This window comes from Bacillus sp. FAU18 (assembly GCF_056033885.1).
On sequence record NZ_JBVYHZ010000004.1, the window covers coordinates 1844519 to 1871241 of the forward strand.

General features: G+C 47.5%; 25 protein-coding genes. 7 read left to right on the forward strand and 18 right to left on the reverse strand.

The window, feature by feature from the left end; all coding sequences use genetic code 11:
• The first annotated feature begins 82 nt into the window (after positions 1-82).
• Together AC0OMU_RS20550 and AC0OMU_RS20555 are read left to right on the forward strand one after the other, a co-directional pair.
• On the forward strand, positions 83-841 hold the full coding sequence (locus tag AC0OMU_RS20550) for an SDR family oxidoreductase (RefSeq protein WP_474241451.1): 759 nt from the start codon (positions 83-85) through the stop codon (positions 839-841).
• Positions 842-981: 140 nt separating this feature from the next.
• The gene (locus AC0OMU_RS20555; protein WP_181220295.1) at positions 982-2073 is read left to right on the forward strand and encodes a branched-chain amino acid aminotransferase; all 1092 of its coding nucleotides are present in this window, start codon (positions 982-984) and stop codon (positions 2071-2073) included.
• A 32-nt stretch (positions 2074-2105) separates the two neighbouring features.
• Here the strand turns inward: AC0OMU_RS20555 and licH are convergent, their stop codons facing one another.
• The 7 genes from licH to AC0OMU_RS20590 form a co-directional block, all read right to left on the reverse strand.
• Entirely contained in the window at positions 2106-3434 is a 1329-nt protein-coding gene (gene licH, locus AC0OMU_RS20560) for a 6-phospho-beta-glucosidase LicH (RefSeq protein ID WP_003244285.1), read from the reverse strand.
• Positions 3431-3763 carry a PTS lichenan transporter subunit IIA gene (licA, locus tag AC0OMU_RS20565; RefSeq protein WP_003227313.1) on the reverse strand — a complete coding sequence of 111 codons (333 nt, stop codon included), beginning with the start codon at positions 3761-3763 and terminating at the stop codon, positions 3431-3433. Before licA ends, licH begins: the two co-directional genes overlap by 4 nt.
• Positions 3764-3781: 18 nt before the next feature.
• Positions 3782-5140, reverse strand: a complete 1359-nt coding sequence (gene licC, locus AC0OMU_RS20570) for a PTS lichenan transporter subunit IIC (protein ID WP_251217805.1) — start codon at positions 5138-5140, stop codon at positions 3782-3784.
• Between the two features lie 15 nt (positions 5141-5155).
• Complete coding sequence (gene licB, locus AC0OMU_RS20575; protein WP_003218755.1) at positions 5156-5464, reverse strand: PTS lichenan transporter subunit IIB; 309 nt, start codon at positions 5462-5464, stop codon at positions 5156-5158.
• 128 nt (positions 5465-5592) lie between these two features.
• Positions 5593-7512: a transcriptional regulator LicR gene (gene licR, locus AC0OMU_RS20580; RefSeq protein ID WP_474241452.1), complete on the reverse strand. Its 1920-nt coding sequence runs from the start codon at positions 7510-7512 to the stop codon at positions 5593-5595.
• Between the two features lie 162 nt (positions 7513-7674).
• Complete coding sequence (locus AC0OMU_RS20585) at positions 7675-7833, reverse strand: hypothetical protein (protein ID WP_009968374.1); 159 nt, start codon at positions 7831-7833, stop codon at positions 7675-7677.
• A 28-nt stretch (positions 7834-7861) separates the two neighbouring features.
• Positions 7862-8452 carry a DNA-3-methyladenine glycosylase gene (locus AC0OMU_RS20590; protein ID WP_003227303.1) on the reverse strand — a complete coding sequence of 197 codons (591 nt, stop codon included), beginning with the start codon at positions 8450-8452 and terminating at the stop codon, positions 7862-7864.
• 128 nt (positions 8453-8580) lie between these two features.
• On the opposite strand from AC0OMU_RS20590, the gene katX reads away from it, so the two are divergent.
• The gene (katX, locus tag AC0OMU_RS20595) at positions 8581-10224 is read left to right on the forward strand and encodes a catalase KatX (RefSeq protein WP_015385023.1); all 1644 of its coding nucleotides are present in this window, start codon (positions 8581-8583) and stop codon (positions 10222-10224) included.
• Between the two features lie 103 nt (positions 10225-10327).
• Positions 10328-11530 (forward strand): MFS transporter, encoded by a 1203-nt coding sequence (locus AC0OMU_RS20600; protein WP_474241453.1) that lies wholly within the window; start codon positions 10328-10330, stop codon positions 11528-11530.
• Here AC0OMU_RS20600 and AC0OMU_RS20605 read toward each other — a convergent pair.
• From AC0OMU_RS20605 to sigY, 6 genes are read right to left on the reverse strand one after another with little or no spacing between them, the layout of a single operon-like run.
• The gene (locus AC0OMU_RS20605) at positions 11527-12303 is read right to left on the reverse strand and encodes an ABC transporter permease (RefSeq protein WP_181220297.1); all 777 of its coding nucleotides are present in this window, start codon (positions 12301-12303) and stop codon (positions 11527-11529) included. The genes AC0OMU_RS20600 and AC0OMU_RS20605 overlap by 4 nt on opposite strands.
• Positions 12300-13187, reverse strand: coding sequence for an ABC transporter ATP-binding protein (locus AC0OMU_RS20610; protein WP_181220298.1), 888 nt, complete (start codon positions 13185-13187; stop codon positions 12300-12302). The genes AC0OMU_RS20605 and AC0OMU_RS20610 overlap by 4 nt, the downstream gene beginning before the upstream one ends.
• A gap of 6 nt (positions 13188-13193) precedes the next feature.
• The gene (gene yxlE, locus AC0OMU_RS20615; protein ID WP_003227293.1) at positions 13194-13382 is read right to left on the reverse strand and encodes a sigma Y negative regulator YxlE; all 189 of its coding nucleotides are present in this window, start codon (positions 13380-13382) and stop codon (positions 13194-13196) included.
• Complete coding sequence (yxlD, locus tag AC0OMU_RS20620; protein ID WP_015385026.1) at positions 13379-13585, reverse strand: sigma Y negative regulator YxlD; 207 nt, start codon at positions 13583-13585, stop codon at positions 13379-13381. Before yxlD ends, yxlE begins: the two co-directional genes overlap by 4 nt.
• Positions 13582-13902, reverse strand: coding sequence for a YxlC family protein (locus tag AC0OMU_RS20625; protein WP_181220299.1), 321 nt, complete (start codon positions 13900-13902; stop codon positions 13582-13584). The genes yxlD and AC0OMU_RS20625 overlap by 4 nt, the downstream gene beginning before the upstream one ends.
• Positions 13895-14431 carry an RNA polymerase sigma factor SigY gene (sigY, locus tag AC0OMU_RS20630; RefSeq protein ID WP_181220300.1) on the reverse strand — a complete coding sequence of 179 codons (537 nt, stop codon included), beginning with the start codon at positions 14429-14431 and terminating at the stop codon, positions 13895-13897. Before sigY ends, AC0OMU_RS20625 begins: the two co-directional genes overlap by 8 nt.
• A 211-nt stretch (positions 14432-14642) precedes the next feature.
• Here sigY and AC0OMU_RS20635 point away from each other — a divergent pair, with 211 nt between their 5' ends.
• Entirely contained in the window at positions 14643-16016 is a 1374-nt protein-coding gene (locus AC0OMU_RS20635; RefSeq protein WP_003244111.1) for a cytosine permease, read from the forward strand.
• 14 nt (positions 16017-16030) lie between these two features.
• Here AC0OMU_RS20635 and AC0OMU_RS20640 read toward each other — a convergent pair whose 3' ends face one another.
• From AC0OMU_RS20640 to cydA, 5 genes are all read right to left on the reverse strand, one after another.
• A complete protein-coding gene (locus tag AC0OMU_RS20640) occupies positions 16031-16861 on the reverse strand; it encodes an NAD(P)H-hydrate dehydratase (protein WP_181220301.1) in 831 nt (276 codons plus the stop codon).
• Positions 16862-17148: 287 nt separating this feature from the next.
• A complete protein-coding gene (gene cydC / locus AC0OMU_RS20645; protein WP_474241454.1) occupies positions 17149-18876 on the reverse strand; it encodes a thiol reductant ABC exporter subunit CydC in 1728 nt (575 codons plus the stop codon).
• The gene (cydD, locus tag AC0OMU_RS20650; protein WP_474241456.1) at positions 18873-20576 is read right to left on the reverse strand and encodes a thiol reductant ABC exporter subunit CydD; all 1704 of its coding nucleotides are present in this window, start codon (positions 20574-20576) and stop codon (positions 18873-18875) included. Before cydD ends, cydC begins: the two co-directional genes overlap by 4 nt.
• A complete protein-coding gene (gene cydB, locus AC0OMU_RS20655) occupies positions 20576-21592 on the reverse strand; it encodes a cytochrome d ubiquinol oxidase subunit II (RefSeq protein WP_474241458.1) in 1017 nt (338 codons plus the stop codon). The genes cydD and cydB overlap by 1 nt, the downstream gene beginning before the upstream one ends.
• Positions 21576-22982, reverse strand: coding sequence for a cytochrome ubiquinol oxidase subunit I (gene cydA, locus AC0OMU_RS20660; protein WP_474241460.1), 1407 nt, complete (start codon positions 22980-22982; stop codon positions 21576-21578). The genes cydB and cydA overlap by 17 nt, the downstream gene beginning before the upstream one ends.
• Positions 22983-23536: 554 nt before the next feature.
• Between cydA and cimH the strand changes: the two genes are divergently transcribed.
• The gene (cimH, locus tag AC0OMU_RS20665) at positions 23537-24889 is read left to right on the forward strand and encodes a citrate/malate transporter CimH (RefSeq protein WP_181220304.1); all 1353 of its coding nucleotides are present in this window, start codon (positions 23537-23539) and stop codon (positions 24887-24889) included.
• Between the two features lie 121 nt (positions 24890-25010).
• Positions 25011-26699, forward strand: coding sequence for a M56 family metallopeptidase (locus AC0OMU_RS20670; RefSeq protein WP_181220305.1), 1689 nt, complete (start codon positions 25011-25013; stop codon positions 26697-26699).
• Positions 26700-26723: the final 24 nt, after the last annotated feature.

A 26723-nucleotide genomic window follows, 5' to 3' on the forward strand; every position in this document is an offset into this window, starting at 1 on the left:
TAGGACGCGGTTGCATATTTCCTGCTAAGATTTGAAATAGTAAAGGAATCACAGCCAACTTAATTAAGAGGTGTTACATCCAATGAAGATGACTGGCAATACGGTTTTAATCACAGGGGGTTCTGCTGGCATTGGGCTTGAACTTGCCAAGCGCCTGCTGGAGCTCGGCAATGAAGTTATCATTTGCGGACGCAGCGAAGCACGTCTTGCAGAAGCGAAGCAGCAGCTCCCAAACATCCATACAAAGCAATGTGATGTTGCAGACCGTTCGCAGCGGGAAGCATTGTATGAATGGGCTTTAAAGGAATATCCGAACTTGAATGTTCTCGTCAACAACGCCGGCATTCAAAAGGAAATTGACTTTAAAAAAGGGACAGAGGAGCTTTTTGTGGACGGCGATGAAATTGAACTTAATTTCCAAGCTCCTGTCCATTTATCCGCCCTTTTCACACCTCATTTGATGAAGCAGCCTGAGGCGGCAATCGTTCAGGTCACATCCGGGCTTGCGTTTAACCCGTTAGCTGTTTATCCGGTGTACTGCGCAACAAAAGCAGCACTTCACTCGTTCTCGCTTACGCTCAGACACCAGCTCCGCGACACGAGCGTGGAAGTGATTGAAATGGCACCGCCTATGGTGGACACGAGCTTAAACCAAAAATCACGCGATAAACAAGGCCTGACGTACCGGGGCATTTCATCTGAAGAATATGTTCAATATTTCTTGGACGGCTTGAAGGAAGGCAAACAGGAGATTACAAATGAACGTGTTGAAGGTCTTCGGGATGCCACTCGCGCCGATTATGACAGGTTATTCGAGCAAATGAACACGCAGGAGAATTAATTTCTCCTGCTTTTTTCATATGAATTTCTTACAAATTTGAGCAAACCTATTGCGATTATTTGTTGAAGGTATACAATAGAATATAATTATTTTCAAATAAGTTTGATAATATAAACAATTTAACAGCAGGGAGATTGACCATGACTAAACAAACGATTCGCGTTGAATTGACATCAACAAAAAAACCGAAACCAGACCCAAATCAGCTTTCGTTCGGAAGAGTGTTTACAGACCACATGTTTGTAATGGACTATGCGGCAGATAAAGGTTGGTACGATCCAAGAATCATTCCTTATCAGCCCTTATCAATGGATCCGGCCGCAATGGTCTATCACTACGGCCAAACCGTGTTTGAAGGGTTAAAGGCTTACGTGTCAGAGGATGACCATGTCCTGCTTTTCAGACCGGAAAAAAATATGGAACGCCTGAATCAATCAAACGACCGCCTCTGCATCCCGCAAATTGATGAAGAACAGGTTCTTGAAGGCTTAAAGCAGCTTGTCGCAATTGATAAAGACTGGATTCCAAATGCGGAGGGCACGTCCCTTTACATCCGTCCGTTCATCATCGCAACCGAGCCTTTCCTTGGTGTTGCGGCATCTCATACGTATAAGCTCTTGATCATTCTTTCTCCGGTCGGCTCTTATTACAAAGAAGGCATTAAGCCGGTCAAAATCGCTGTTGAAAGTGAATTTGTCCGTGCGGTAAAAGGCGGAACAGGAAATGCTAAAACCGCAGGGAACTACGCTTCAAGCTTAAAAGCGCAGCAGGTCGCCGAAGAGAAAGGATTTTCCCAAGTGCTTTGGCTGGACGGCATTGAGAAGAAATACATCGAAGAAGTCGGAAGCATGAACATCTTCTTCAAAATCAACGGTGAAATCGTAACGCCGATGCTGAACGGAAGCATCCTGGAAGGCATTACGCGCAATTCAGTCATCGCCTTGCTTAAGCATTGGGGCCTTCAAGTTTCAGAACGAAAAATTGCGATCGATGAGGTCATCCAAGCCCATAAAGACGGCATCCTGGAAGAAGCCTTCGGAACTGGTACAGCAGCAGTTATTTCCCCAGTCGGCGAGCTGATTTGGCAGGATGAAACACTGTCAATTAACAATGGCGAAACAGGGGAAATCGCAAAAAAACTATATGACACGATTACAGGCATTCAAAAAGGCGCTGTCGCAGACGAATTCCGATGGACGACCGAAGTCGCAGCGCTGACTGAAAGCAAGTAAAAAAAAGCCGGCCCATTACAGGCCGGCTTTTTTCACGCTTCAATTTTGTTGAAAAACTGCGGCAGATACGCTTTGTGCGCCTCCAGCATTTCGTCTAAAATCTGTTTGGCCACAGTATCGGACGGGACAAGCGGGTTAATCGTCATGGCAAGGAGTGCAGTTTGATAGTCACCTGTAACTGCCGCTTCTGCCGCGACACGTTCAAAGGATTTGATTTGCTGGACAAGGCCGCGGACAGACACCGGCAAGTCGCCGACAGCAATTGGCTTAGGGCCGGTTTTCGTCATCACACAGTTCACTTCAACTGCGGAATCGTCTGGAATACTCGCTATTGCACCATTATTGATCGTGTTCACCGGCTGAATGTCATGTTTATCATTATAAATGGAGCTGATTAAGTTACATGCTGCATCACTGTAGTAAGCTCCGCCCCGTTTTTCCAGCTGCGGCGGTTTAATCGCAAGGTTTGGATCTTTATAAAGCTCGAACAGCTCTTTTTCGACCTTCTGTACGACTTCAGCGCGGGTGCCCTCCGTTTGTGATGCTTCCAGTTCGTGCTCCAGCATCTCTTTTGTTTTGAAATAGTAACGGTGATAGCCGCAAGGGATGACATTAAGCGCTTTCAAGAAATCCGGTTCCCATTCGGCGCCTGAGATGTTTTTCATCGTCATCGCGTTTTTCGGGTCGCCCATCGCCTCGATGACTTGCTCCTTCACACTTACGCCGTCCAAGAAAACATCCAGCCCAAATACCATATGGTTCAGTCCGGCGAATTGGACTTCTACGCGGTCCACATCTACATCAAGCGCTTTGGCTACGCCCATTTTGATGCCGATTGGAACATTACAGAGACCGACGACTTTCTTCAGGTTGGAGTAGCGAAGCAAGGCTTCTGTTACCATGCCGGCAGGGTTTGTGAAGTTAACAAGCCAAGCGTTCGGGCAAAGCTCTTCTATGTCCTTTGCGATCTCAAGGATGACCGGAATTGTGCGCAATCCTTTAAACAGGCCTCCCGGGCCGTTTGTTTCCTGGCCAATCACTCCGTATTTTAGTGGAATGCGCTCATCCTTTGCTCTTGCCTGCAAAAGTCCGACGCGAAATTGAGTCGTGACAAAGTCTGCGTCTTTCAGCGCTTTTCTCCGGTCGAGCGTAAGATGAATGTCAATCGGGACGCCAGCTTTTTCAACCATCCGTTTGGCGAGTGTGCCGACAATATTCAGCTTTTCTTCGCCCTCAGGGATATCGACGAGCCATAATTCGCGCACAGGCAGCTCATCATACCGTTTAATAAACCCTTCCACTAGCTCGGGCGTATAGCTTGAACCTCCGCCAATCGTTACAATCTTCAATCCTTTTGTCATATGCTTGCTCCCCTTTGCTCGGTGATTTTTTCATATAACTCAATGATCTCTGCAGCCATATCCTTCACTGTCATTGCATTCATTAAATGATCCTGTGCATGAACCATCAGAAGCGTCATTTCTGTCTTTTCTCCGCCCGCTTCATTTTGGATCAGCTCTGTCTGATAATGATGGGCTTTTGACAATTCTTCAGCAGCGTCTTGAAGCTTTTTCCGCGCTTCTTCTGCGTCACCGCTTTTCGCAGCGGCAATGGCCTCCATTGCGGAGCTCCTACCGTTTCCTCCGTGAAGGATGATTTGAAAAATGATTTGTTCCATTTCCTCATTCACGCGATTCACTTCCTTTCTCTACAGAGCCGCTTCTTTGTCATCTGATGCTGCAGGCGTTTGGACCAGCTCCAGATCGTTTTCTTCTTTCAGCTTCTGCTTATCCCACATTCTGAAGAATGGATAGTAGACAACAAAGGACACGGTAATATTAATGGCTTGCATGACCGCGCCTGAGACTTTTCCTCCTGTCGCCAAGTAGCCTGAAAAGATCGGCGGCATGGTCCACGGCACTGCGATACCCGCCGGTTTGGCGACAAGGCCGGTGCTCATTCCGATGTACGTGAGTGTCACTGTGACAAGCGGCGTGATGATAAACGGAAGTAAGAGCATTGGGTTCATGACGATCGGCATACCGAATATAATCGGTTCGTTAATATTGAAGATGGCCGGGCCGACCGCAAGCTTCCCGAGCTGCTTCATTTGTTTGCTTCGGGCGCGCAGGAACATCGTGACAACCAGTGCCAATGTGGCGCCGCTTCCGCCGATATTGACCCAGATATCGAAAAATTGCTGGGTGAAAATCTTAGGAAGCTCCTCACCGGCTTGGAATGCGATTCGGTTGGCATCCATTGCGCCGTACCAAATCGGTGCCATGACGCCGCCGACAATGTTTGCACCGTGAAGGCCGCAGGCCCATAAAAGCATTTTGACGGCTTCGGCGACAAGGCTTCCTCCCAGGCTTCCTCCCAGAATGGAAAGCGGAGTCCCCAATAAAACGCTTACAATGTTATGAAGGCTTTCAAACGGTGTCGCTTCAACAATCAGCCGGGCTGCCCAAATCAGGAAGATAACGGCAAAGCCGGGGATTAACGCGACAAATGACTTGCTTACCGCCGGCGGAACACCGTCCGGCATTTTGAAGACTAAATTGCGCTGGATAATGAGGCGGTAAATCTCTGTGGACACCATTGCGATAATCATGGCGACAAACAGGCCTTTGCTTCCCATGAGCGAAAGCGGAATCCCGCCGCCAACCATGATTTCTTTCGTCGCGCCATCCGGCATAAACGGCACTTGATAAGGTGTTGCTAATAAAAATGCCGCAAGGGAAATGGCTCCGGCCGACAAGGCATCAACGCCGTATTTCTCGGCGAGCCGGTAGGCGATGCCGAACGCGGCGACAAGACCCATAATTTCAAAGGTCGCGTCGACTGGGTAGGCCAGTTTTTCAGACCACGAGCTGCCAAACGTTTTTGCCATAAACTCAGCGTATCCCGGGATCGGGAGGTTGCCAATGATGAGGAAAAAGGAACCGATGATAATCAGGGGCATCGTGAGGATGATACCATCACGCAGCGCCTGCAAATGACGCTGTCCCGCAATTCTTCCCGCTATAGGCATGACCTTTTCTTCTAAGATCTGATTGACTTTATTCACATAGCCCGCCCCTCTCTATGACACATGTCCAAGCTGTTCAGCTGATTTCAGCACTTCCGCCCCGTTGCACGTGCCATAATGGACGGTATTAATGACGTCTACCGGAACCCCCTTTGACTCTCCTAATTTTTTGAGCTGCGGAAGCATGTAACGGACTTGCGGACCGAGAAGCAATACATCCGCTTTATCGATATGATTTTGTACAGAATCGCCTGAAACTGCCCAAATGGTATAGTCTTTTCCCTGTTCCTGCGCACTTTTTTCCATCTTGCTCACCAGTAAACTAGTAGACATGCCTGCTGCACAAACGAGTAATATATTCATGTAAAAGACCCCCTAGAGTTTGATCAATTTTGTAATGTCCTGCTGTTGCTATCATCATATTATGAAATCGCTTTCATAAACACTCAGGGTTTTTCCGCAGGCAACGGAAAAAAGGTATATACAGGCTGTCAGCTCAGCATTTTTTGGTCAAACACATCCGAAAGCTCTTGATATGAACGGCATTTGACCAGCTGGTTCACCGCCGCCGGGTCATCCAAAATGCTGCCAAGCAGTTTATACATGCTTTGCAAATCCGCTTTGTTCTCCTTTTCGACACAAAGCAGACAGACAAATTGAACTCGCTGACTCTCCCAATCGATCGGTTTTTTGAGCGTACAAACGGCCCAAAACGTTGTTTTCGTCTGTGGAACAAGCGGGTGCGGGATGGCAACAAGATTGCCAAAACACGTAGGCGACATGTCTTCTCTTTCAAAAATGGAATCTATGATTTCTTCATCGGCAAAGCCGCATTCGACCGCTTTCTGCCCTAAAAATTGAATCACTTCTTCTTTTGAGCGCAGATCCTCCTGAAAAAAAACGAGTTCTTTTTTTAGGTAGCGATTGGCTTTTTCCTTTTCATCACTCAGAATAGATTCTATTTTTGTAAAGTCAGTTCCGCCTAAGATGGTGTTAACCTTCAGTACTGGTACAGGGAGCTCTTTTTTAATCGGAATGGTGCTGATGACAAAATCAATTGATTCGTAGGACATTTGATCAAGACTATAATATTCAGCCGTTCCAAGAATATCGAGCCGCTTGCCGAAATGGGAACGCAGTTTTTCGCGCAGAAGCTGGGCGCTTCCGGCACCCGATGCGCATACAATGATACAGCGTTTCGGCGGACTTTCTGTTTTTTTTCGTTCAATCGCGGCGCCAAAGTGGAGGGCCAAATATCCAATTTCGTTTTCATGAATCTCAATACCCGTTTGTTCCTTTATCACGATTCCGGCTATGATCCCGGCTTCAAAAGCGAGTGGATAATGTTCCTTGATCGCTGCGAGCATCGGATTTCGAAGATTCATGCCGTATCGGTTGCGGCTGATCGCCGGCTTCATATGCAGGGCCAAGCCGATTTTCAGCTCTTTGTCATGCAGGATGCCAAGCTTCAGTTCACGATCAACAGCTTTGATCATGGCAAGTGTCAGCTGATCGGTTTCTTCTTCTATTGAGAATGTGTCCTCTCCGCATTGTGTCATTCGTTTTGTGCCAAGGAGATGCATGGCGATGTAGGCCGTCTCGTCTTTCGGAAACGTAACGGCAAGCGCTGATTCCAGCTCTTTTACGATGGCTTCTGCAGCCCGGTATTCTTTTTGATGCAGGATATGATCCATATCTTTCGGGAAAAGAGATACATAGTTTTCCGTTCTGATCCGTTTACAGGCGATAGCAATATGGATAATGAGGTTATTCAGTCCCATGTTGGACAGAGGGATGCGTTCGTTTTTCATTTTTTTCAAGATGGCGGAACGGATGATCTCAATTTCTTCTTTTGGCAAAATATCAGCCTTTTCATTCAAAACATCTATCTCCGTTTCTCTTTCATCAACAATGTACTCCGCCATACAGTACCTCATCTGTACCTCGTCCCCGCGCAGCTTGAAGCCGTAATTCGGGCGTGTTTCCATGACAATGCGGTAAGGCAGCAGACGTTTCTTTACTTCCTTTAAATCCGTTTGGAGTGTAGATTTTGAGATAAATAGTTCTTCAGCCAGTTCATCGAGCTTGAGATAATGGTCCGCCAGCAGCAGACGTTTCATAAGATAGGCCATTCTCTCCTCCGGCAATACCGGCAGGCCCTTTTTTTGCTGAAATACATCTTGCAGCAGTGTTCTGAATACTTGCTCGTCATCAATGCGGAGCTTGTAGCCGGAGCCTCTTACAGATTGTACAAAGGCACCGTGGCCGCTTAGCACACCTTGCAGTTCCTTTATATCATTGCGGACTGTCCGCGTCGTTACGTTTAATTGCGCGGCAAAAAACGAACTTGTCACCGGGGCTTCAGCCGCCATCAGCAAGCGCAGAATATCACGAAGTCGCCCATGAAGCATGAGAAAAACCTCCTATCTAGTAGATGCAGGGATTCAGTGAATAGGCAGAAAGGATGATGAAGGGATGCGAAATGTATATAAATTCTATAATGGAGAGAATGGCAAGTCAATGAACATCCGGAGGACTAGAGGGAAAACTGACCTATAAAAAAACAGCCGGGGTCAGCCGGCTGTTCTAGATGCGGACATATTCTTTTGTTTAGACGCCTTTCGGTCCTTCATGATTTTTCGAACAATCGGGTAAATGACCGGCGCCCATTTGATAACGGTTTTGATCATCTTTTTCAAAGCTCCGATTCTCCCTTCTTTTTTCTCAACCATTCCCCTGATTGCCTCTTCCTTAAACATGCTAACGCGACACGTACCTGTTTCCCGTCACCCAGAAACGCCATGGATAATCGCGTGCCTCCCCGCTGTTGTCAATGCCGATGCGCGGGCCGGTTGAAATTGCTTCCGGTGTGTACCCGCTTTCGATGTAAAGCGGCTGTTCCGTGATCCAGCGTCCGTAGTCATTCATCGTGACGCCAAGCGCTTTCGTCAGCTTTCCAGGCCCGTTTGTCCATTCCCTCGGACTCCTGCCCGGCCTTCTCTCCTCCATTAACAGCTGGCCTTCATGCGGCTCAATCGCCCTGATTAATACCGCTTGCGGGACATCCTCTTCCGCGGCAACGACATTCAGCAATGTATGGGTGTGCATCACATATGTATATACCCGCCCAGCTTCTGCAAACATGATCTCAGTCCGCTTCGTCCGGCGGTTGTTAAAACTGTGTGCCGCTCTGTCTCCAGCCCCCATATAGGCCTCTGTTTCCACAATATAGCCTGACGCTGTGCCTTCGTCTGTTTCTTTTACAAGAAGGCAGCCCAGAAGCGATGGGGCAAGCTCAAGAGCGGTTTTTTGATAAAACGTGATGGGCAGCGGATTTTTTTCTCTTGTCACGAATCGACCTCTCCTTTACCCGATTTTTGTACATTGTACCATTCCCGAAGCAGATCAAAAAAAACGGCTGTTTTAAAATCTTTCCATTCAGGGAATATTGTTACCGTTCAAAAAAGGAGGGCCAACCATTGAAAGATGATCATCAAAACAAGCAGCACCAATCAAATGCCCAAGGGAGCGAGGAAGCGCTTTCTCATAAGACATCCGGGAAAAACGAGTCAGAGGATACCTTAACGAATAGGCAGGGGCATCCTGTTACTGACAACCAGAATGTGAGAACCGTCGGGAATAGAGGGCCTACAACACTTGAGAACTATGATTTTCTCGAAAAGATCAGCCACTTCGACCGAGAACGCATCCCAGAGCGGGTTGTTCATGCCAGGGGAGCAGGTGCACATGGATATTTTGAAGCGTACGGAAGCTTCGGAGACGAACCGATTTCAACATACACACGGGCCAAACTCTTTCAGGAAAAAGGCAAGAAAACACCGGCATTTGTCCGTTTTTCAACTGTGAATCATGGAAAACACTCGCCTGAAACATTGAGAGACCCGCGCGGTTTTGCTGTAAAGCTATATACAGAAGACGGAAACTGGGATTTGGTCGGAAACAACCTGAAAATCTTTTTTATCCGCGACCCGCTGAAATTTCCGGATCTTGTACACGCATTTCAGCCTGATCCAGTGACCAACATCCAGGATGGTGAACGTATTTTCGATTTCATTTCTCAATCTCCTGAAGCGACACACATGATCACCTTCTTGTTTTCGCCTTGGGGCATTCCGGCCAACTACCGGCAAATGCAGGGTTCAGGCGTACATGCCTATAAATGGGTGAATGAGGAGGGCAAGGCCGTTCTCGTGAAATACCATTTTGAACCGAAGCAGGGCATCCGCAACCTGACACAGAAGGAAGCAGAAGAGATTCAAGGGAAAAACTTTAACCATGCCACACAGGATTTATATGACGCGATTGAAAATGGCGATTATCCAGAGTGGGAAGTGTATGCTCAAATCATGAGCGATGATGAGCATCCTGAACTGGACTTTGATCCTCTTGATCCGACAAAATTGTGGTATAAAGACGATTTCCCATGGAAACCGATCGGCAAATTGGTGCTGAACAAAAATCCGGAAAACTACCATGCGGAAGTGGAGCAAGCTTCATTTGGAACGGGGGTGCTTGTCGACGGGCTTGATTTTTCCGATGACAAACTGCTTCAGGGACGGACGTTTGCCTACTCTGATACGCAGCGCTACCGTGTAGGCGCAAATTACCTGCAGCTCCCGATCAACTCGCCAAAAAAGCATGTCGCCACCAACCAGGAAGGCGGGCAAATGCAATATCGGGTCGATAGAGCAGAAGGACAAAACCCGCACGTCAACTATGAGCCATCCATTATGGGCGGGCTGAAGGAAGCGAAGCAGGACGGAAAAGACCATACGCCGCATGTCGAAGGTGATGTAAAGCGTGAAGCGATTGACAGAACAAACAACTTCGGACAGGCTGGAGAAACGTACCGGAGATTTACTGAATTTGAGCGGAACGAATTGATTACGAATTTGGTGAATACGCTTTCTACGTGCCGAAAAGAAATTCAGGATCAAATGATTGAGAATTTCACAAAAGCTGATCCTGACTACGGAAAACGCGTAGCAGAAGGGCTAAAAAAGGTTTCCGAGAACAACAGCAACGGGCCGATCGGCACAACTGAAACGGAACAGGCTGCAAAGCAGGCTGAACAGGAGAGCCACCCATCTGATCCGTATTAACAACAGCGAACAGGGCTTTTTTTGAAGCCCTGTTTTTTTATTTTTCTATTGAAACGCTTTCAACAATTGTGTTGTACTGGAAGGAAAGGGGTGGAGAGATACGATGGAATTACAGCAGGACTTGATTCCTCAGAAAAAAACAATCGGCGCTTTAGATCACGCCGTTTTTTTATGCATGGTATTTTGTTTCTGGTTTTCAGGCTATATTTACGTTCCTGTATTCAGTCTGTATTTGGAGGATCTGCACTTTTCATATGGCGCAATCGGCATCATTCTCGGCAGCTACGGGGTCACGCAAATCCTTCTGCGATTCCCACTCGGCCTTTTGTCAGACATCCTATTTTCCTTGCGCAAGCAATTGTTAATTTCCGGGTTCGGCTTTTCTGTCCTCAGCAGCCTGCTTTTTATGATGTTTGATTCTTTCTTCTTCGTGCTGGCCGCCCGGCTTTTCGCGGGAATCACTGCTTCTATGTGGGTGATGGCGACCATTTTATACGCACATTATTTCAACAATGGCAATGCATCAAAAGCAATGGGCATCATGCAGTTTTTTACCGTCATGCCTCAGTTTGCCAGCATTGTGTTCTGCGAGCTCGCCGTAGCCCATTTAGACAGGCAGCTTCCATTTTGGATGGCGCTGGCAGCCTCTGCCGCAGGTTTGGTGATCTGCTGCTTTATTAAGGATCCGTCTGCTCCTCCCGCAAACCGTGACACCATTCGTGTCAATCAATACATCAAAGATACATTACGACTGCCAAAGCTGAAGCTTTTCACCATCCTGTCTATGACGGCCCATGCCGTATTATTTATCACAGTGTTTGGTTTTACGCCGCTTTACATGAATCAGCTCGGAATGGGCGACGCGGAGCTGCTTTGGGTGATGAGCGCCTTTTTCCTCCCACACGCAGCCGCCACATTAAGCTTTGTGTTTCTGCGCTTTACAAGACGTATCGCTTACTCCGTGATGCTCATTAGTTTCGCTGTCACCGGGGTCTGTTTGCTATACGTTCCTTATTCAGCTGCATTGTTCACGGTTTGCATCACACACGCCTGTATCGGACTGGCGCTCGGCTTCGTTTTTCCTCTGCTGCTAAGCCATGTCGTCGAAATCAGTTCTGCCCGTTTAAAAATGTCAGTGATGGGGTTTTATCAATCATTTTATGCGCTAGGCATCTTCCTCGGGCCCCTTCTTGCCGGAAAAATCGCACAGCTTGTCGGGCTTGCGGGAGTTTTTTATGGAGCCGGGTTTCTGGCATTTGCCGCCTTTTTTGTGATGCTCGCGCAAAAACGTAACATGATCAATTAATAGCTTTCATACCGCCGGAATCGCCACACAGAAAACACGGCCAGAAGCATGATGCCCAGAATGGAGAAAGTAAGTGACCATCCGAAAAAATCTGCCCGCTCTCCATGAAGAAGGATATGCTCCGCCTGCTTGCAAATCTCAGCCGGAAGCCACTTCGCACCATCTGGAAATAGTGAAACAGCAAAGGAAACGGCTGCTGTGAGCCCGATCCCGCAAGCGGCAGCTGCTCCGACAGACCGGAATATCGTACTTCCGGCAAGGCCGGCGGTCACAATAAATATCACCCAAAGCGCGTAAAGGCCAAGGCTTGCGGCAAAGCGGCTGAATGATGCGTCCTCAAACAGCAGCCGAACGTAATAATAAGCAAGCCCGTATCCAGCTGCAAACGACATAATGCCGATCACGCTTTGGATGAGCCATTTACTCACGATATAATGGGCTGCCGTCACAGGCCGCGACATAATCAGCGTTGTTACCCCTTGATTTCTTTCATTGGCTACACTGCCCATCACACTAAAGATGACCAGAGCCATGCCAAGCGTGTTGAATTGAGAAAGCGTGCTGACCATCACTTCAGACCCGGAGGGCATCGTAAAACTGATTTTCATGCCGTCAGGAAGGTTCCCTCCATGTGCGATGATTTCCGGCATATAATAAATGGTCAGCGGCTGTGTCAGCCCGACGATCATCATCGCAATCGGCAGCCAAATCAGCTTACCGCTTTTCCATCCTTCCAGCCACTCCTTCTGCAATAGCGCCATCATCACCTTCATGCGTGCACCACCTTTAGATAGACGTCTTCTAGAGACTCCGTTTTCTGTTCAAATCGGGTGACGGTCAATCCCTTTCGGATACAGTCACTTAATAATGACCGGCCAGCGTGTATATCAGGCAGCTCGAAAACAGCTTGGGACGGATTCTTATAGACAATAGCTGAGACGTAAGGCTTCTCTTCAAGCCAACCTTCCAGCTTCTCTTTCACTGAAAGAGTAAAAACGTTCGTTTGCTGCTGTTGTTTCAGCTCCTGTAACTCGCCTTTCCATGAAATTTCACCGTTTTTCATAATCACCACTTGATCACACACCTGCTCTGCATCGTGCAAAACATGTGTAGAAAACAGAACGGCCATATGCTTTTTCAGCTCCCGCATCATGTCCAGCACCTCGAACCGCCCTGTCGGATCAAGAGCAGACACCGGTTCATCCAATATCAAAAACTTCGGTTTATGGAGCAGTGCCTGTGCCAGACCGAGTCTTTGTTTCATGCCTCCTGAATAGCCCCCGATCCTTTTGTTCGCCACTTCGTGCAAACCGACAAATTCCAGCATCTCGCCGATTTCCTCTTGGCATTTTCTCTTCGAAAGACCGGACAGTCTCCCCGCAAATGTTAAAAATTCATTTGCGGTCATCCACGAATAAAAAGCTGGATACTGCGGGAGGTACCCAATCAAACGCCGATCCGGCTTTTTCTCCCCTAACAGCTTTATGGTTCCATAGGATGGCGAAAGCAGCCCGGCAAGCATTTGCAGTGTTGTGGTTTTACCGGCTCCATTGGGACCTAATAGTGCGACACACTCGTTTTCATTCACGTGAAAACTGACATTCTTTACAGCTTCATGATGCCGATATGTTTTGCATAATGACTCAATAGACAGCATGCCAGCTCACCTTTGCTTTCTGCCGACGGTGAAAAATAAAATCGGCCCGATAATATTGATACATACGATGATTGCAGCCCACATCCACTTTGGCCCGTTCGTCCGCTCTTCTTTTATACAGCTGATGAGGGCAAACACCGCCAAAGCCAGCTGTAATACAATCAGCGGCAAAATCATTTCCCAAGAAATATTCATTGCTTGATCCCCCTTTTCTTCCGATCCGGCCTAATGACAAAAAAGTAATAACAAATCAGAGGCATCGGTGCTTGAATCAATCCGACAATCCCCCAAACCCATGCCATGCGATTACGTTTTTTCGCATCAATAAATAAAAAGATTCCCTGTGACAATACGACGAGACAAGCCGCAACCGTTATGACAATTTCTGTTTGTGTCATCTGCGTTTCACCTCACATTCGCCGAGATGCCTTTTTTTCTCAGCCGCAATCAAAATCGGCAACACCGCAAGCACACAAACTTGAAGCACAATAAACACAGCAGGAGCTTGAGTGAATGCCAGGATTGCCGCACTCACAACCATCAGCGCACAGAATACAAATAAGATGATCTCTTTCATCAGTTTTTTTCTGCGTTCAGCTTTCATTTGTAACAGCTGGTAAAGCAGTTCTTTTTGATTCGGTATAGAGGGATTGGCTGTTTGATCAATTTTCTGCAATTCTGATTTGAAATGAATTGAAAGCTTTTCTTTATTCATCGTCCCACTCCTTTCTGATTTGCTGGAGTCCATTATGAACTCTAGACTTCACCGTGCCTTCCTTGATCTGCAGCATCATCCCAATTTCGGCGTAGGTATAGCCGTAGTAATGCCTTAATAAAACTGGCGTGCGCAATTTAGGGTCCAGCTTTGAAAACAGATCAAGCGTCTCGCTCCATTCTGCCCCTTTCACTGACACGTCCCACTTGATCTTGCGGATTGTTTCCTCCGTAACTGTCTGATTCCGTTTCCATTCTCTCTTTCTCTTTTTCTGGTGATCGAGATAGAGCCGCGATGCAATGGAGATCAGCCATGTGGAGAATTTTGAACGGCCCTGAAAGCTTCTTAAATGGATGTACCCTTTCAGAAAGGTTTCCTGAACAAGTTCCTCGCTGAGATCGGGGCGAAGGGAAAGCTTTAACAAATATTTATATAAAAAAGAATAGTGATAGTGGAAAAGGGCTGTAAACGCCTCGTCGTTTCCCTCTTTCGCCTGCTGTATCAGCCGCTGTTCTTCTTGTGTATCCAATGACCATGATCCCCCCTTTTTTGTTTTTCTGCCTTATGAGACGACACCGGATTCAAAAGCGTTCATCTTTTTTACAATTCTTTTCAGCCATTGACAGATCAAGCTTCCCGGCCGTTTGGCTGCATATCCTTATTTGTAAACCCCCTCATAGTCTGTTAAGCTATGACTTTATGTCGATTTCAAAAAAACATCCAATATGGAGGACGATGCATTGAAAGTAGAAAGGCGAACGATTGAATATATTCCGAATGAAGAAAGACATGGTAAAGCGAAAGATTTATTTCCCGTATGGTTCGGGGCTAATATGCATATCACCACGTTAGTGACTGGCACGATTCCCGTTGCAATGGGACTTAATCTGTTTTGGAGTGTTGCCGCTATTATTTGCGGAACCTTAATCGGTGCCATATTTATGGCGTCTCATTCCGCGCAAGGCCCTCAGCTTGGCATCCCGCAAATGATTCAAAGCCGTGCCCAATTCGGCGTAATCGGAGCGATTCTTCCCCTCTTCTTAGTCATGTTTATCTACCTTGGTTTCTTCGCAAGCAGCACGATTCTGGCGGCCGGAACCTTAAGCAGCTTTGTTCCCATCCCGGGATCGTGGAGCATTATAGGCTTAAGCGCCGTATGTTTTTTACTCACCATTTTCGGCCATGATTTGATTCACAAAATGCAAAAAATCCTTTCTTGGACCTCTTTTGCTGTATTTTTTGCTGCAACGATTCTCATTTTTCAATTGCCGATTCCGGCAGGCAGCTGGATTCCCGGAGCGATTGATCTGCCAATTTTCTTGGTGGCAGTCAGCGCAGTTGCGACGTGGCAGCTTGCCTACGCGCCGTATGTTGCCGATTATTCAAGATATCTGCCAGTTAAAACACCGGCTTCAAAAACATTTTGGTACAGCTATGCAGGTACATCTGTCAGCTCCATCTGGATGATGCTGCTCGGCGCATTGCTGACAACCTCACTTCCTGACTTTACGGCAAACTCAGGCAGCCAGATTGTCCAATTGTTCGGTCCCTTCTCGTTTATTATGCTGATCATTGTGTTATTTGGGCAAATGGCGATCAATGTTTTTAACCTGTATGGGGCATTCATGTCCACGACAACAACGCTGGAGCCGTTTCTGAAATTAAAAGTCACGCCCAAAGTCAGAATCATCATGATCCTGGGTGTCACGCTTGTCGGCACAGTCTTAAGCCTACTGGGACAGAGCAATTTTATGGAGCTGTTTTTGAATTTTATCTTTTTCATCAGTTATTTCTTAATTCCGTGGACGGCAATCAATTTAGTCGATTACTACTTCGTCCGCCACGGAAAGTATCAAGTCAAAGCCATGTTCGACGTAAACGGGCCTTATGGAAAGGTCAATTGGATCACCACAATTGCGTTCGTTCTGTCTATCTTGCTGGAAATTCCGTTTATCAACACAAGCTTTTACATCGGACCGCTTGCCAAAATGTTTGGCGGCGGAGACATCGCATGGATTATCGGCTTGGCCGTGCCTTCTGTGCTTTACTATGTATTAATGAAACCGCGTCTGAAAAAACGGGCGGGGTATCAAGAAAAGCTGTCTTCTCTCTGAAGACAGCTTTTTTATCATTCAAATCGCTTCCACACGCGGGGCAGCATGTCAGATAGCTCATGAGCGAGCAGCGTATGAGCGGAGTGCTCGTCCGTCCAGAGCTCGGCGCACGCACCATGCAAATAGACCGCGTTTAATATGGCGTACTTTGGATCTTCATGACAGCAGAGCATCCCCAATATCATGCCCGTCAGCGTGTCACCGGTTCCGCCCTTGGCGAGCGCCCCGTTTCCGGTTGGATTGAGCCAGCAGTCTCCATCAGGAAACGCAATGACGGTTTGGTTTCCTTTTAACACAATGACAGTCTGCAGCTGAGCCGCCCATTCCTTTGCATATTCCGCTCTTTTTTTCTGCAATTCGTTCACGGGCATCCCTGTCATTCGGGAAAACTCGCCCGGGTGCGGCGTGAGGATGACGGGTGCCTCCCGTTTCGGATATGTGCGCTTCTCCAGCGCTCCGGCATCCAAAATAACAGGACAATCAGCCGTAAGCACATGATCGACTGCCTGCTGTACGCTTTCCGTTTGCGGAAGGCCCGATCCGATGGCAATGGCCCGGTACGTCTCTTCAAGCTGAGCCTCCGCCGCCTTTTTCCAGCCGTCACGCCAATAGGTCGCCTCGGGCAAAACAGGAACAATTAACGGGATTACGCTTTCTGATGTACCGATGACAAGCTTGCCGAGACCGCTCCGCATGGCCCCAAGCCCTGCAAGCAGCGCTGCGCCCGGCATGTCGTCACTTCCCGCCAGCAGCAAAGCCGTACCGTACGTGCCTTTATGGCTCTCCGCATCTCTTTCAGGAAGCGTGGCCCTTACATGCTCTTCCGTCCAATATGGAACATTCATCTCTATCCCTCCTCTGCTTTCTTTTCCTATTTTTCCTGTACCTTTTCTTTTTCAAACAAAAAAGACAGCCTTTTAGGGCTGTCTTCCAGATTGTTGACAACATCCTAAAACGGTTTTTGTTTTAGGATGTTGTCATCTTTTCAGCGTGATTGAAAACCCTTGAAGTCTAGAAAGGACGAGCATTGGAGCGGAGCGAATGTTATCATTCGTGAGCACCAACGCGCAGGACTGACAACGAATGCGAGGGTTTGTCGACACGATGAAAGACAGCCTTTTAGGGCTGTCTTCTATTTTACAGGAACATCAAGGTGATACAGGCGGCTGTACCGTTCGTTTGCCGCCAGAAGCTCCTCATGGGTTCCTTCCATTTCTGTTTTGCCGTTTTCGAGAAATACGATTTTATCAGCCGCTTCCACTCCCGCGAGATGGTGGGTAATCCATAAAATCGTTTTTCCTTTCAGCACCTCAAACACCGTTTCCATCAATTCACGTTCGGTAATAGGATCGAGGCCGACTGTTGGCTCATCGAGGATGATGATCGGTGTATCCTGCAGCAAAATCCTCGCAAGTGCGATCCGCTGGCGCTCTCCACCGGAAAAACGGATGCCCGTTTCCTGTACAGAGGTATGATATCCGTCAGGCAATGACTCAATGTAGTCATGCAGTTTGACCTGCTTTGCGGCGCGGCGCACATCCTCGTCGCTTGCATCTCCGTTTCCGAGCCTGATGTTGTTCAAAATACTTGTATCAAACAGGTGCGGTTTTTGATTTAACACGGCCACCGCATCCGCAATCTGATCCTTTAGCAGCGCTGTCTCCACTCCGTTTAACGTTACAGAACCGGAGTCTGGCTTCAAGGCCCCTTCGATTAATGCAAGCGATGTCGATTTCCCAGAGCCGCTTCGGCCGAGCAGCGCCATTTTTTCTCCTTGGCGCAGCGTAAAGGAAAAGTTGTCAAGCACTTTGCTGCTGTTGTCATAAGAAAACGTCGCATCACGAAAGGCCAAGGTGACATCTTGAAGATCGAGCATTTGATCCCCTGATTCAGTTTGTGACGCCTCCGGCTGAGGAGCCACCTTGTTCATGCGTCTGATAGAATCCTGATAGCCCGGCACTTCGCCTAAGGCATCCGAAAGCGGCAAAAAGGCTTCCGTCAACGGAAACACCACTAGCACAAAAGCGGCAATCATCGTTTTAGCGAGCTCGCCGTCCGCTTGCTGTCCCGCTGTCCAAAACAGCATCAGCAAAATAAGGCCGGCGACAAGGCATTGCGCAGCAAAATCCCGCCATCTCGTAAAGCATTGCTTTTTCCGTTCAAGCTCAAACCAATCATGTTCCTCTTTTTCATAGGAATCAATAAACGCATGCCGGCGTCCGCTGAACATCCAGTCGCTGACACCCATCACAGCATCTGTCAGACGGCTGTACAGCACATTCCGTCCGCTTTTCAGCTTCGCATTCTTCGCTCTCGTCACGAGCAAAGACACAACCGGAAACAATACAACAAGAACAAACAAATAAAGCGCAAGCAATATGGCAAACGGCCAAGAGAAGAAGCCGAGCGCTATAACTGACACAGCATACAGGAGCAAGGCTGAGATCGCAGGAAAAATCGTTTTTAAGAAAGCATCCTGCAAATGCTCAATATCCTCAGACAAAATGCCGAGCATATCCCCCGTGCGAAAACGGGAACGCAGCATCAAAGCACCCGGCTCAAGCATATTGTAAAGGCGGACGCGCATGTCGGATACGATTTTCAAAATGATGTGATGCCCGACGAGCCGTTCCACATATCGCGATACAGAGCGCGCAATCCCAAAGGTGCGCACTGCGACAATCGGCACATAAATGAGCAGAATGTTTTCCGGCCTTGTCGCCGCTTTAGAAATCAAAAACCCTGAGGTGAACATGAGAAAAGCAGCAGAAAAAATCGTCACCGCGCCCAAAAAGATAACCAGAACAAACAGGCGGGCATTTTGCTTGATATACGGCAAAATCCATTCTTCTTTCTTCATGCTCTTTCCCCCAGTTGTGCCTTCACGAGTTTGGTATACACACCGTTTTTCGCCAGCAATTCATCGTGAGTCCCGACTTCCGCAACCCTGCCTCCGTCCAGCACGATAATTTCGTCCATATCGAGCATCCAGTGAAGGCGGTGAGTCGCGAGAAAGACGAGCTTATCCTCAAATAAATCCAGCATCGTTTCTTTTATTTCATATTCTGTTTCGATATCAAGATGGGCGGTCGGCTCATCCAGCAGCAGGATCGGACGGTTTCCCAAAAAGGCGCGGGCCAGCGCGACACGCTGTGCCTGGCCGCCGCTGAGCGCCCGGCCGCCTTCCCCGATCCGCCCCTCTAATCCTTCAGGAAGGCTATCCACCAGCTCCGCCAGTCCCGCCGCAGCAGCAGCACGGGCTGTTTCCTCTGCCGAAGCGCTTGGATGGTAGAAGCGAATGTTGTTCCCAAGCTTATCATCAAAAATGTACGGATGCTGAGGGATGTAAAGAAGGTTCTTCTGCCAGCTGCCGTCCTGCAAATGGGACCGGCTTGTACCATTAACCTCAATCATCCCGCCATCCGGCTCTAAAAATCCGCCGAGAATATCAATTAATGTTGATTTTCCTGCGCCGCTTGCACCGATAATGCCGATTTTTTTCTTGCCTTTGAATGAGAGATGAATATCAGACACCGAACGGCCGACTGACACGCCTGACAGCTTCAGCTCATCCTGATCGGACCAAGCTTCGAGCTGAAGCGGCGTCTCTTCTTTAAAACCAGGCTGTGACAAAATCTCTTGAATGGTTTTTCCTGCTTCCTGGCCGTTCAGCGTTGCATGATAATCATTCCCCACTTCCCGCACCGGCAAAAAATACTCAGGCGCCAGAATAAGCGCCGTTAAAGCAGGGCCAAGCAAAATATCGCCGTCAATAAGGCGCAGGCCCAGAAATACTGCGACTGTCGCCACCGACAGCATCGTGAAAAAATCGAGGGCGAATGATGACAAAAACGCCACCCGGAGTGTGCTCATCGTTGCCTTGCGATACCGCTCACTCACATAGAAAATATTTTTGCTGTGTGACTTGCTCAAACCTAGGAAACGCAATGTCTCCAGCCCGCGAAGAGAATCAACAAAATGATTGGAAAGTCTCTGATAGGATTTCCACTGACGATCCGCTTTTCTCTGCGCGACAAGGCCGAGGAGAATCATAAAGATGATCAGAATCGGCATAGCAGCGACTAAAATGATGGCTGATGTCTGATCCTGAAAAAACACATAAATGACAACTGCCGCAGGCACAATCGCCATGCTGACCATTTTCGGCAGAAACAGCTCCAGGTAGCGGCGGAACTGGCTGATGCCTTCCATCGCCAGCGTCACCATTTGCCCCGTCCCCTCTTTCTTTGCAAAGCGGGGGCCTAAGCGGAACAGCTGATCGAGAAAGCTTTTCCTCAAATCAGCTCCCGTCCGGGCGGCATAATGATAGACGATTTTCTGACGCGCCACTGTCACCCCGTGCCGCGCGACAAAAGCGATGAGGAAAAAGCCGATCACCGGAAACAGGGAGGCAATGCTCTTCCCGTTGAAAAGCCCGGTTACGGCTTCACTCAGCCACTCTGCCTGCATGATAATAGCGGCTGTCTGAATCAGCGTTAAGCAAGTAATCACGGTGAGAATCCGCTTCATTCCTTTATATCGAAACAGGTCTTTTCCCATTAATAAGTCATAGGCTCCTTATGACTGACGCGCTTCCGGAAGACATAATAGCTCCAGATCTGGCTGCCGATGACGAACGGCAATAGCGTTAATGCTGCAATTGACATGACTTTAAGCGAATAATCTCCGGAAGAAGCGTTAGCTACTGTTAAATCGTATGCGCTATGAAGCGAGCTGACCATTACGCGAGGGAATAGGGAAATAAAGATCATTCCCACGGTCAGCGCCAGACCAGCGCCTGTCATCGCAAATGTCCAGCCGTCTTTTTTCTTACGAATAAATACAGCCGCGAGCATAAAGCAGATGACAATCAAAACAGTGAGCGGAATGGTAATCTCGCCGCGGCGTGTAAACATGTCTGTCTGATACGCAGAAAGGGCCGCGAAGGCAAGAACCGCTACAAAAACAACACCCATTATCTTTTGCGCCATTTGTCGGGCGCGCTGCTGCAAATCACCAATCGTACGCAGCGTGATAAACATTAATCCATGCTGGAAGCAAAGAAGTGTTACCGTCACACCGCCAAGTATAGAATATACATTGATATAATCAGATACATGTGCGTGAATGTTCATGTCGGCATCAATCGGCATCCCGCGGAATAATGTCGTGAACAGCACACCAAGCACAAACGGAGGAATCAGACTGCCGAAGAAAACGACCCAGTCCCAAACCTTTACCCATTTTAAATGATCCACCTTGCCGCGGAACTCAAACGCGACCCCGCGGCCCATTAACGCAAGCAGCACTATGACAAACGGAATGTAATAACCGCTCAGCATCGTTGCATACCAGTTTGGGAATGCCGCAAAAATGGCGCCTGCGCCAGTCAAAAGCCACACTTCATTCGCGTCCCAGAACGGCCCGATCGTGTTGATCAGCACTCTGCGTTCTAATTCATTATGGCCAAGAAAACGGGTCGCCATGCCGACCCCGAAATCAAAGCCTTCCAAAAAGAAGAATCCTACAAACAATACAGCAACGAGTATAAACCAAAGATCATGAAGAGATGCCATGGTATACCTCCTGACTAAATGGATCTGTTGATACAGGCACATCATGATGATTATCATGCTCCGCACCTTTTTTAATCTCACGGATAAACAAGAAGACAAGCAGCGCGCCCAGAATCATGTACATCACACCGAATGCGATGATTGAGAATAACAAGGAGCCCGCTGTTACGTTAGGCGACACGGATTGAGCCGTTGTCATCAAGCCCATGACCGTCCAAGGCTGACGCCCGATTTCTGTCATAATCCAGCCCGCGGAGTTCGCAAGAAACGGGAAGGAAATCAAAGCAATCATGATGCGCAAATACCATTTGCTGTTTTCAAGCTTTTTGCGGCGGTTCAGCCAGAGGCCGCCTAACGCAGCAAGAATCATGACAACGCCTGCGCCAACCATGATGCGGAAGCTCCAGAATGTCGTTTTCACTGGCGGAATGTAGTCGCCTTTTCCGTATATTTTTTCGTATTCAGCCTGAAGGGTTTTCATCCCTTTGACACTTCCGCTGAATTTCTGATAAGCCAAGTAGCTCAAGGCATAAGGAACTTTGATTTCATTTGAGCTTTTTTCATTTTTTGTATCGATCGTCGCAAAAGCGGTCCAAGCAGCAGGGTCACCGCTGTCTTCCCATAGGCCTTCACTGGCAGCCATTTTCATCGGCTGTGATTCCATCAAGTGCTCAGCCTGCATGTGTCCGCTAAGGCCGACGCCAAGACCGGCACAAAGGCCGACGATCATTGCGAGTTTAAAAGATTGTTTAAAGAACGGCACTTCTTTTTTCTTCAGCAGTTTAAAAGCACTCACTCCGGCAATAAAGAAAGCTCCAGTGGCAAGCGCACCGAAAATGACGTGCGGGAATTCAACCCAGAGCTGAGGGTTTGTAATCAACGCGCCAAAATCATTCATTTCCGCGCGGCCGTTTTTAATCGTAAAGCCGACCGGCTCCTGCATAAAGGAGTTTGCTGTTAAAATCCAGAAAGATGACATGATCGTTCCGAATGATACGAGCCATATGCAGAGAGCGTGAATTTTCTTCGGCAGGCGGTCCCAGCCAAAAACCCATAATCCGATAAAAATAGATTCCATGAAAAACGCCAATAATGCTTCAATCGCAAGCGGAGCGCCAAATACATCTCCGACAAAACGGGAGTAATCAGACCAGTTCAGTCCAAACTGGAATTCTTGCAGAATCCCCGTTACAACACCGACTGCGAAATTTATTAAGAATAAGTGTCCCCAAAACTTTGCCATTTTGAGATACAGTTCATTTTTCTTTACAAGATAAAGAGTCTCCATTAACGCAACCATAAACACAAGCCCGATAGACATCGGCACAAACAAGAAGTGAAACAACGTTGTTGATGCAAATTGTATGCGGGCTAATACCAATTCACTCATGCTTTCTCCTCCATTTCCGGTTGAAACTGTTAATTTGCTCACTACTTCACAAATAGAACCAAAACTTTGATCAGCAATTCACAAAATAGACGAAAAAAATATTGCTCAATATTTCACAAATGTGTCAAAAAGTCGTTCAATATGATGCAAGATTGCTAGACTGACCAAATGACACAATCTCTGACTGGTTCATATTAAGTACTTTACAACGATTCATTTCAAAAATAAAGCCTAAAATACCTAAAAAGTCCCGCGCTATGTGACGGATTTTTGTCTATTTTGTTGCTTATTTATGTCGGCTGCTAGGATAAATGACCCTTTATTATCGTACATCAACACATCGTTCCTTGCGAACAAAATGCTTGCCCCGCACCAGCACTCGATTCCCAGCATTCCGTCATAAACCGATTTTAGTCAGAATGCCTCTTTCCAACTAAAACGGCAAGTGGAGAAAAGTTGAATAGTAAATTTTTAATATATTAATAATTTCAATTTTTTAGTATACTTAACATAGTGAACAATTTCACTGCATCAAGAATAGGGGAGGTTTTTCAATGGGAGAGCTTCAAACACACATGCAATTGCAAACGGATACAATTCACGAAGGGGTTCGAAAAGAGAATTGGTTTGCGAAAGCCATGAATATAAAAGTAGGCATCATACCGCTTCCTGTGTATGCCTTGCTGTTTATATTAATCACTGTTTTTGTTATGCATCACGATGTAAAAAGTGACATTTTGACATCCATCGCCGTCATGGCGTTTTTCGGGTTTACCTTTGCCCAAATCGGCAAATCGATACCGATAGTTCGTTCTATCGGCGGCCCAGCCATCCTAGCTACTTTTATTCCGTCCGCTATCGTGTACTATCACCTGCTGCCTAATGATATCGTCAAATCCACCACAGAATTTACAGAAAACTCAAACTTTCTATATTTGTTTATCGCCGGTATTGTCGTCGGAAGCATTCTCGGCATGAAAAGAGAAACACTCGTAAAAGCATTCATGAAAATCTTTATTCCGCTTATTGTCGGTTCTGTCACAGCCGCTATTGTCGGACTGGCTGTCGGGACATTGCTCGGACTCGGATTTCAGCATACCCTGCTGTACATTGTCATTCCGATCATGGCTGGAGGAGTCGGAGAAGGCGCTATCCCGCTGTCCATCGGATATTCTGACATCATGCCCATTTCTCAAGGGGAAGCGTTTGCACTTGTTCTGCCATCGATTATGCTGGGCAGCCTGTGCGCGATTATTCTAGCGGGATTGCTGAACCGCATCGGAAAGAAAAAACCGGAATGGACAGGCAACGGCAAAGTGGACCGCTCCGAAGAAGAGTCCCCTGCGCTGGAGGAATCACAAAGCGGACAGCAAATGTTCAACCTTTCTTTATTTGCGTCAGGCGGTATCCTTGCTGTTTCTTTATACTTAGTTGGCATGCTCGCTCACGATTTTTTCGGTTTTCCGGCACCCGTTGCCATGCTGTTACTGGCTGTTCTAATCAAGCTGTTCAGATTGGTGCCTGCCTCAATTGAAAATGGCGCGTTTGGAGTGTCCCGCTTTTTTTCAACAGCTGTGACCTACCCGCTTCTCTTTGCAATTGGGGTATCCATGACGCCGTGGGACAAGCTTGTCGCCGCTTTTAACCTCAGCAATATTATTACGATTCTGTCTGTCGTTGTGACCATGATGGTCGTTGGCTTCTTCACTGGAAAATGGCTGAACATGTATCCGATTGAAACCGCCATTATCAATGCGTGCCATTCTGGGCAAGGCGGCACGGGTGACGTTGCCATTTTAAGCGCCGCTGAAAGGCTTGAGCTAATGCCTTTCGCCCAAGTGTCTACCCGCATCGGGGGCGCGATTACAGTATCCTTAACCTTTATGCTGCTTCACCAGTTTTATTAATCCCCACAAGCAAGTTCTTCGTCAAACGAAAGAGCTTGCTTTTTTGCATGTCCATGTTTTTGCAAGTTCCCGCCTCATGCTATAGTAATAGTTGGAAATACTAGATAGAAAGGAATATGGCATGCCTATGGGAACTCATCTATTTCTCTTTATGCTTCTCGGGCTGGGATTTTATTTGATATCAGCCCTGGCAGCAAAACTCATTCCGGCCGTAGACTTCTGGATCGATATTGTTCTTTGGGTCGGCGCTGCAGTTTACATCTTCTCTCATCTCTCATTCATGGACGGCATTGTCTCAATCGCGACAATGTTCTTCTGCTATTGGACCGCAATGGATCTCATTGTTTCAGAGCGTGTGGAAAAACCTTCGGGAGACTGGCAGGAAATCGAGCTGGCCAGAAACAAAACACGTCTCCTGTCAGACATTACGCTGACCGCCATTGTGTTTGCAGGGGGTGTTATTTTTTTCATCTATGGACCTGACACAAGCCCTCTCAAATATGTGATCCTTCTCGGCATGATCTCCGGCGGAGGGGCACTGGTGAAGCGTATACTGAATGTTTTCAGCGTAAAGGTTTTTTATTCAGCTGCCTTAGAAAAATTGCATATCAGCTCACACTATGAAACCCGTACATACCCGCTTTCCGATTTGAAGGACATTCAGCTTGAATCAACGGCAGATCTCTTAAAGCTCCATCCGCTACTGACGATGTATTCATCCCGTTTAGATTTGACAACAAGCTTTCAGCAAGTCATTAAACTGTCTCTTCCCGGCGAAACACTGTTTTTGACGGTGAAGGAACCGCAAAAATGGAAAACAATTCTCCAGGAATACACAGATGCAGAAAACGATGTGGACAATGTGATTTCTGTTTTGCCGTTTTATCATAGAAAAAATGTGAAGCGGTTGCTCGGGAAGCTTTATTTTGCCGCCAGCGTAAAAGGGGTATCCGCTTACGCCTTATTGGTGCTCGCGTTATACGCATTACACGCCTCTCCATGGGTCATGGCTGTTGCCGTAATCCTGTATTGGGTATTCAACATGTATATGTCAGACCGTGTGTTGCGGGCGGCGATGGACGCCAAGCCTTGTCATCATCCGCATGTACAGGCAGCGGCCGATAAGATTTTCCGATCGGCCGGCATTTCCCATGTCCGCATATACGAAACGGAGAGTGATGATTACAACGGAATGGCAGTAGGCATGAATGTCGGGAGGTCAATGGTCATCCTGACAAGCGCCACACTAACACTTCCACAGCGTGTTATCGAAGGCATTCTGGCCCATGAGGCAATTCATATCAAAAAACGTGACGTTCTGTCATCACAGCTTTTGCGTTTTCTATTTCTTGGAGCTGTCGTTGGGATTTTCCTCTTGTTTGAGCAGCATATCACCCATTCCGAGGCCCACAAAATTGCGCTTTGGGCTTTCATTATGGCAATCATTATCCTGTTCCAGCTCTATCAATCCTTTTGTTCACAATGGATGGAGGTGCGTGCTGACAACCTTGGCGCATCATTGCTGGAGGGCGGTTACAAACAAATGGCTGAAGCCTTGAGAATCTTGGCGGTTCGGCAGGATGAGGACATACAGAAACAAAGTGCCTACAGCTCTGAAACAGGTGAAGACGAGCTTCAAATTGACTCTCTCACCCGTGATAAAAGCTGGTTTTTCAGATTGATTGATTTTCAGTTCGCTCCTCATCCCCCTATGTATTGGCGTGTCGGCACTTTATTGTCAAACAAAGGACATGGGGTGCTAAAGCGCTGGCTCAGAGACCGACTGAAAGAATCGATCACTTTGAAATGAAACCGGTCAGCGTTTCATCCGTAT

Bases quoted from the DNA above. Each gene is read 5' to 3' on its own strand.
- AC0OMU_RS20550 (WP_474241451.1), top strand. From the start codon at position 83: ATGAAGATGACTGGCAATACGGTTTTAATCACAGGGGGTTCTGCTGGC.
- AC0OMU_RS20555 (WP_181220295.1), top strand. From the start codon at position 982: ATGACTAAACAAACGATTCGCGTTGAATTGACATCAACAAAAAAACCG.
- licH (WP_003244285.1), bottom strand. From the start codon at position 3,434: ATGACAAAAGGATTGAAGATTGTAACGATTGGCGGAGGTTCAAGCTAT.
- licB (WP_003218755.1), bottom strand. From the start codon at position 5,464: ATGAATATATTACTCGTTTGTGCAGCAGGCATGTCTACTAGTTTACTG.
- licR (WP_474241452.1), bottom strand. From the start codon at position 7,512: ATGCTTCATGGGCGACTTCGTGATATTCTGCGCTTGCTGATGGCGGCT.
- AC0OMU_RS20585 (WP_009968374.1), bottom strand. From the start codon at position 7,833: ATGGTTGAGAAAAAAGAAGGGAGAATCGGAGCTTTGAAAAAGATGATC.
- AC0OMU_RS20600 (WP_474241453.1), top strand. From the start codon at position 10,328: ATGGAATTACAGCAGGACTTGATTCCTCAGAAAAAAACAATCGGCGCT.
- AC0OMU_RS20605 (WP_181220297.1), bottom strand. From the start codon at position 12,303: ATGAAGGTGATGATGGCGCTATTGCAGAAGGAGTGGCTGGAAGGATGG.
- AC0OMU_RS20610 (WP_181220298.1), bottom strand. From the start codon at position 13,187: ATGCTGTCTATTGAGTCATTATGCAAAACATATCGGCATCATGAAGCT.
- yxlE (WP_003227293.1), bottom strand. From the start codon at position 13,382: ATGAATATTTCTTGGGAAATGATTTTGCCGCTGATTGTATTACAGCTG.
- yxlD (WP_015385026.1), bottom strand. From the start codon at position 13,585: ATGACACAAACAGAAATTGTCATAACGGTTGCGGCTTGTCTCGTCGTA.
- AC0OMU_RS20625 (WP_181220299.1), bottom strand. From the start codon at position 13,902: ATGAATAAAGAAAAGCTTTCAATTCATTTCAAATCAGAATTGCAGAAA.
- AC0OMU_RS20640 (WP_181220301.1), bottom strand. From the start codon at position 16,861: ATGAATGTTCCATATTGGACGGAAGAGCATGTAAGGGCCACGCTTCCT.
- cydC (WP_474241454.1), bottom strand. From the start codon at position 18,876: ATGAAGAAAGAAGAATGGATTTTGCCGTATATCAAGCAAAATGCCCGC.
- cydD (WP_474241456.1), bottom strand. From the start codon at position 20,576: ATGGGAAAAGACCTGTTTCGATATAAAGGAATGAAGCGGATTCTCACC.
- cydB (WP_474241458.1), bottom strand. From the start codon at position 21,592: ATGGCATCTCTTCATGATCTTTGGTTTATACTCGTTGCTGTATTGTTT.
- cydA (WP_474241460.1), bottom strand. From the start codon at position 22,982: ATGAGTGAATTGGTATTAGCCCGCATACAATTTGCATCAACAACGTTG.
- cimH (WP_181220304.1), top strand. From the start codon at position 23,537: ATGGGAGAGCTTCAAACACACATGCAATTGCAAACGGATACAATTCAC.
- AC0OMU_RS20670 (WP_181220305.1), top strand. From the start codon at position 25,011: ATGCCTATGGGAACTCATCTATTTCTCTTTATGCTTCTCGGGCTGGGA.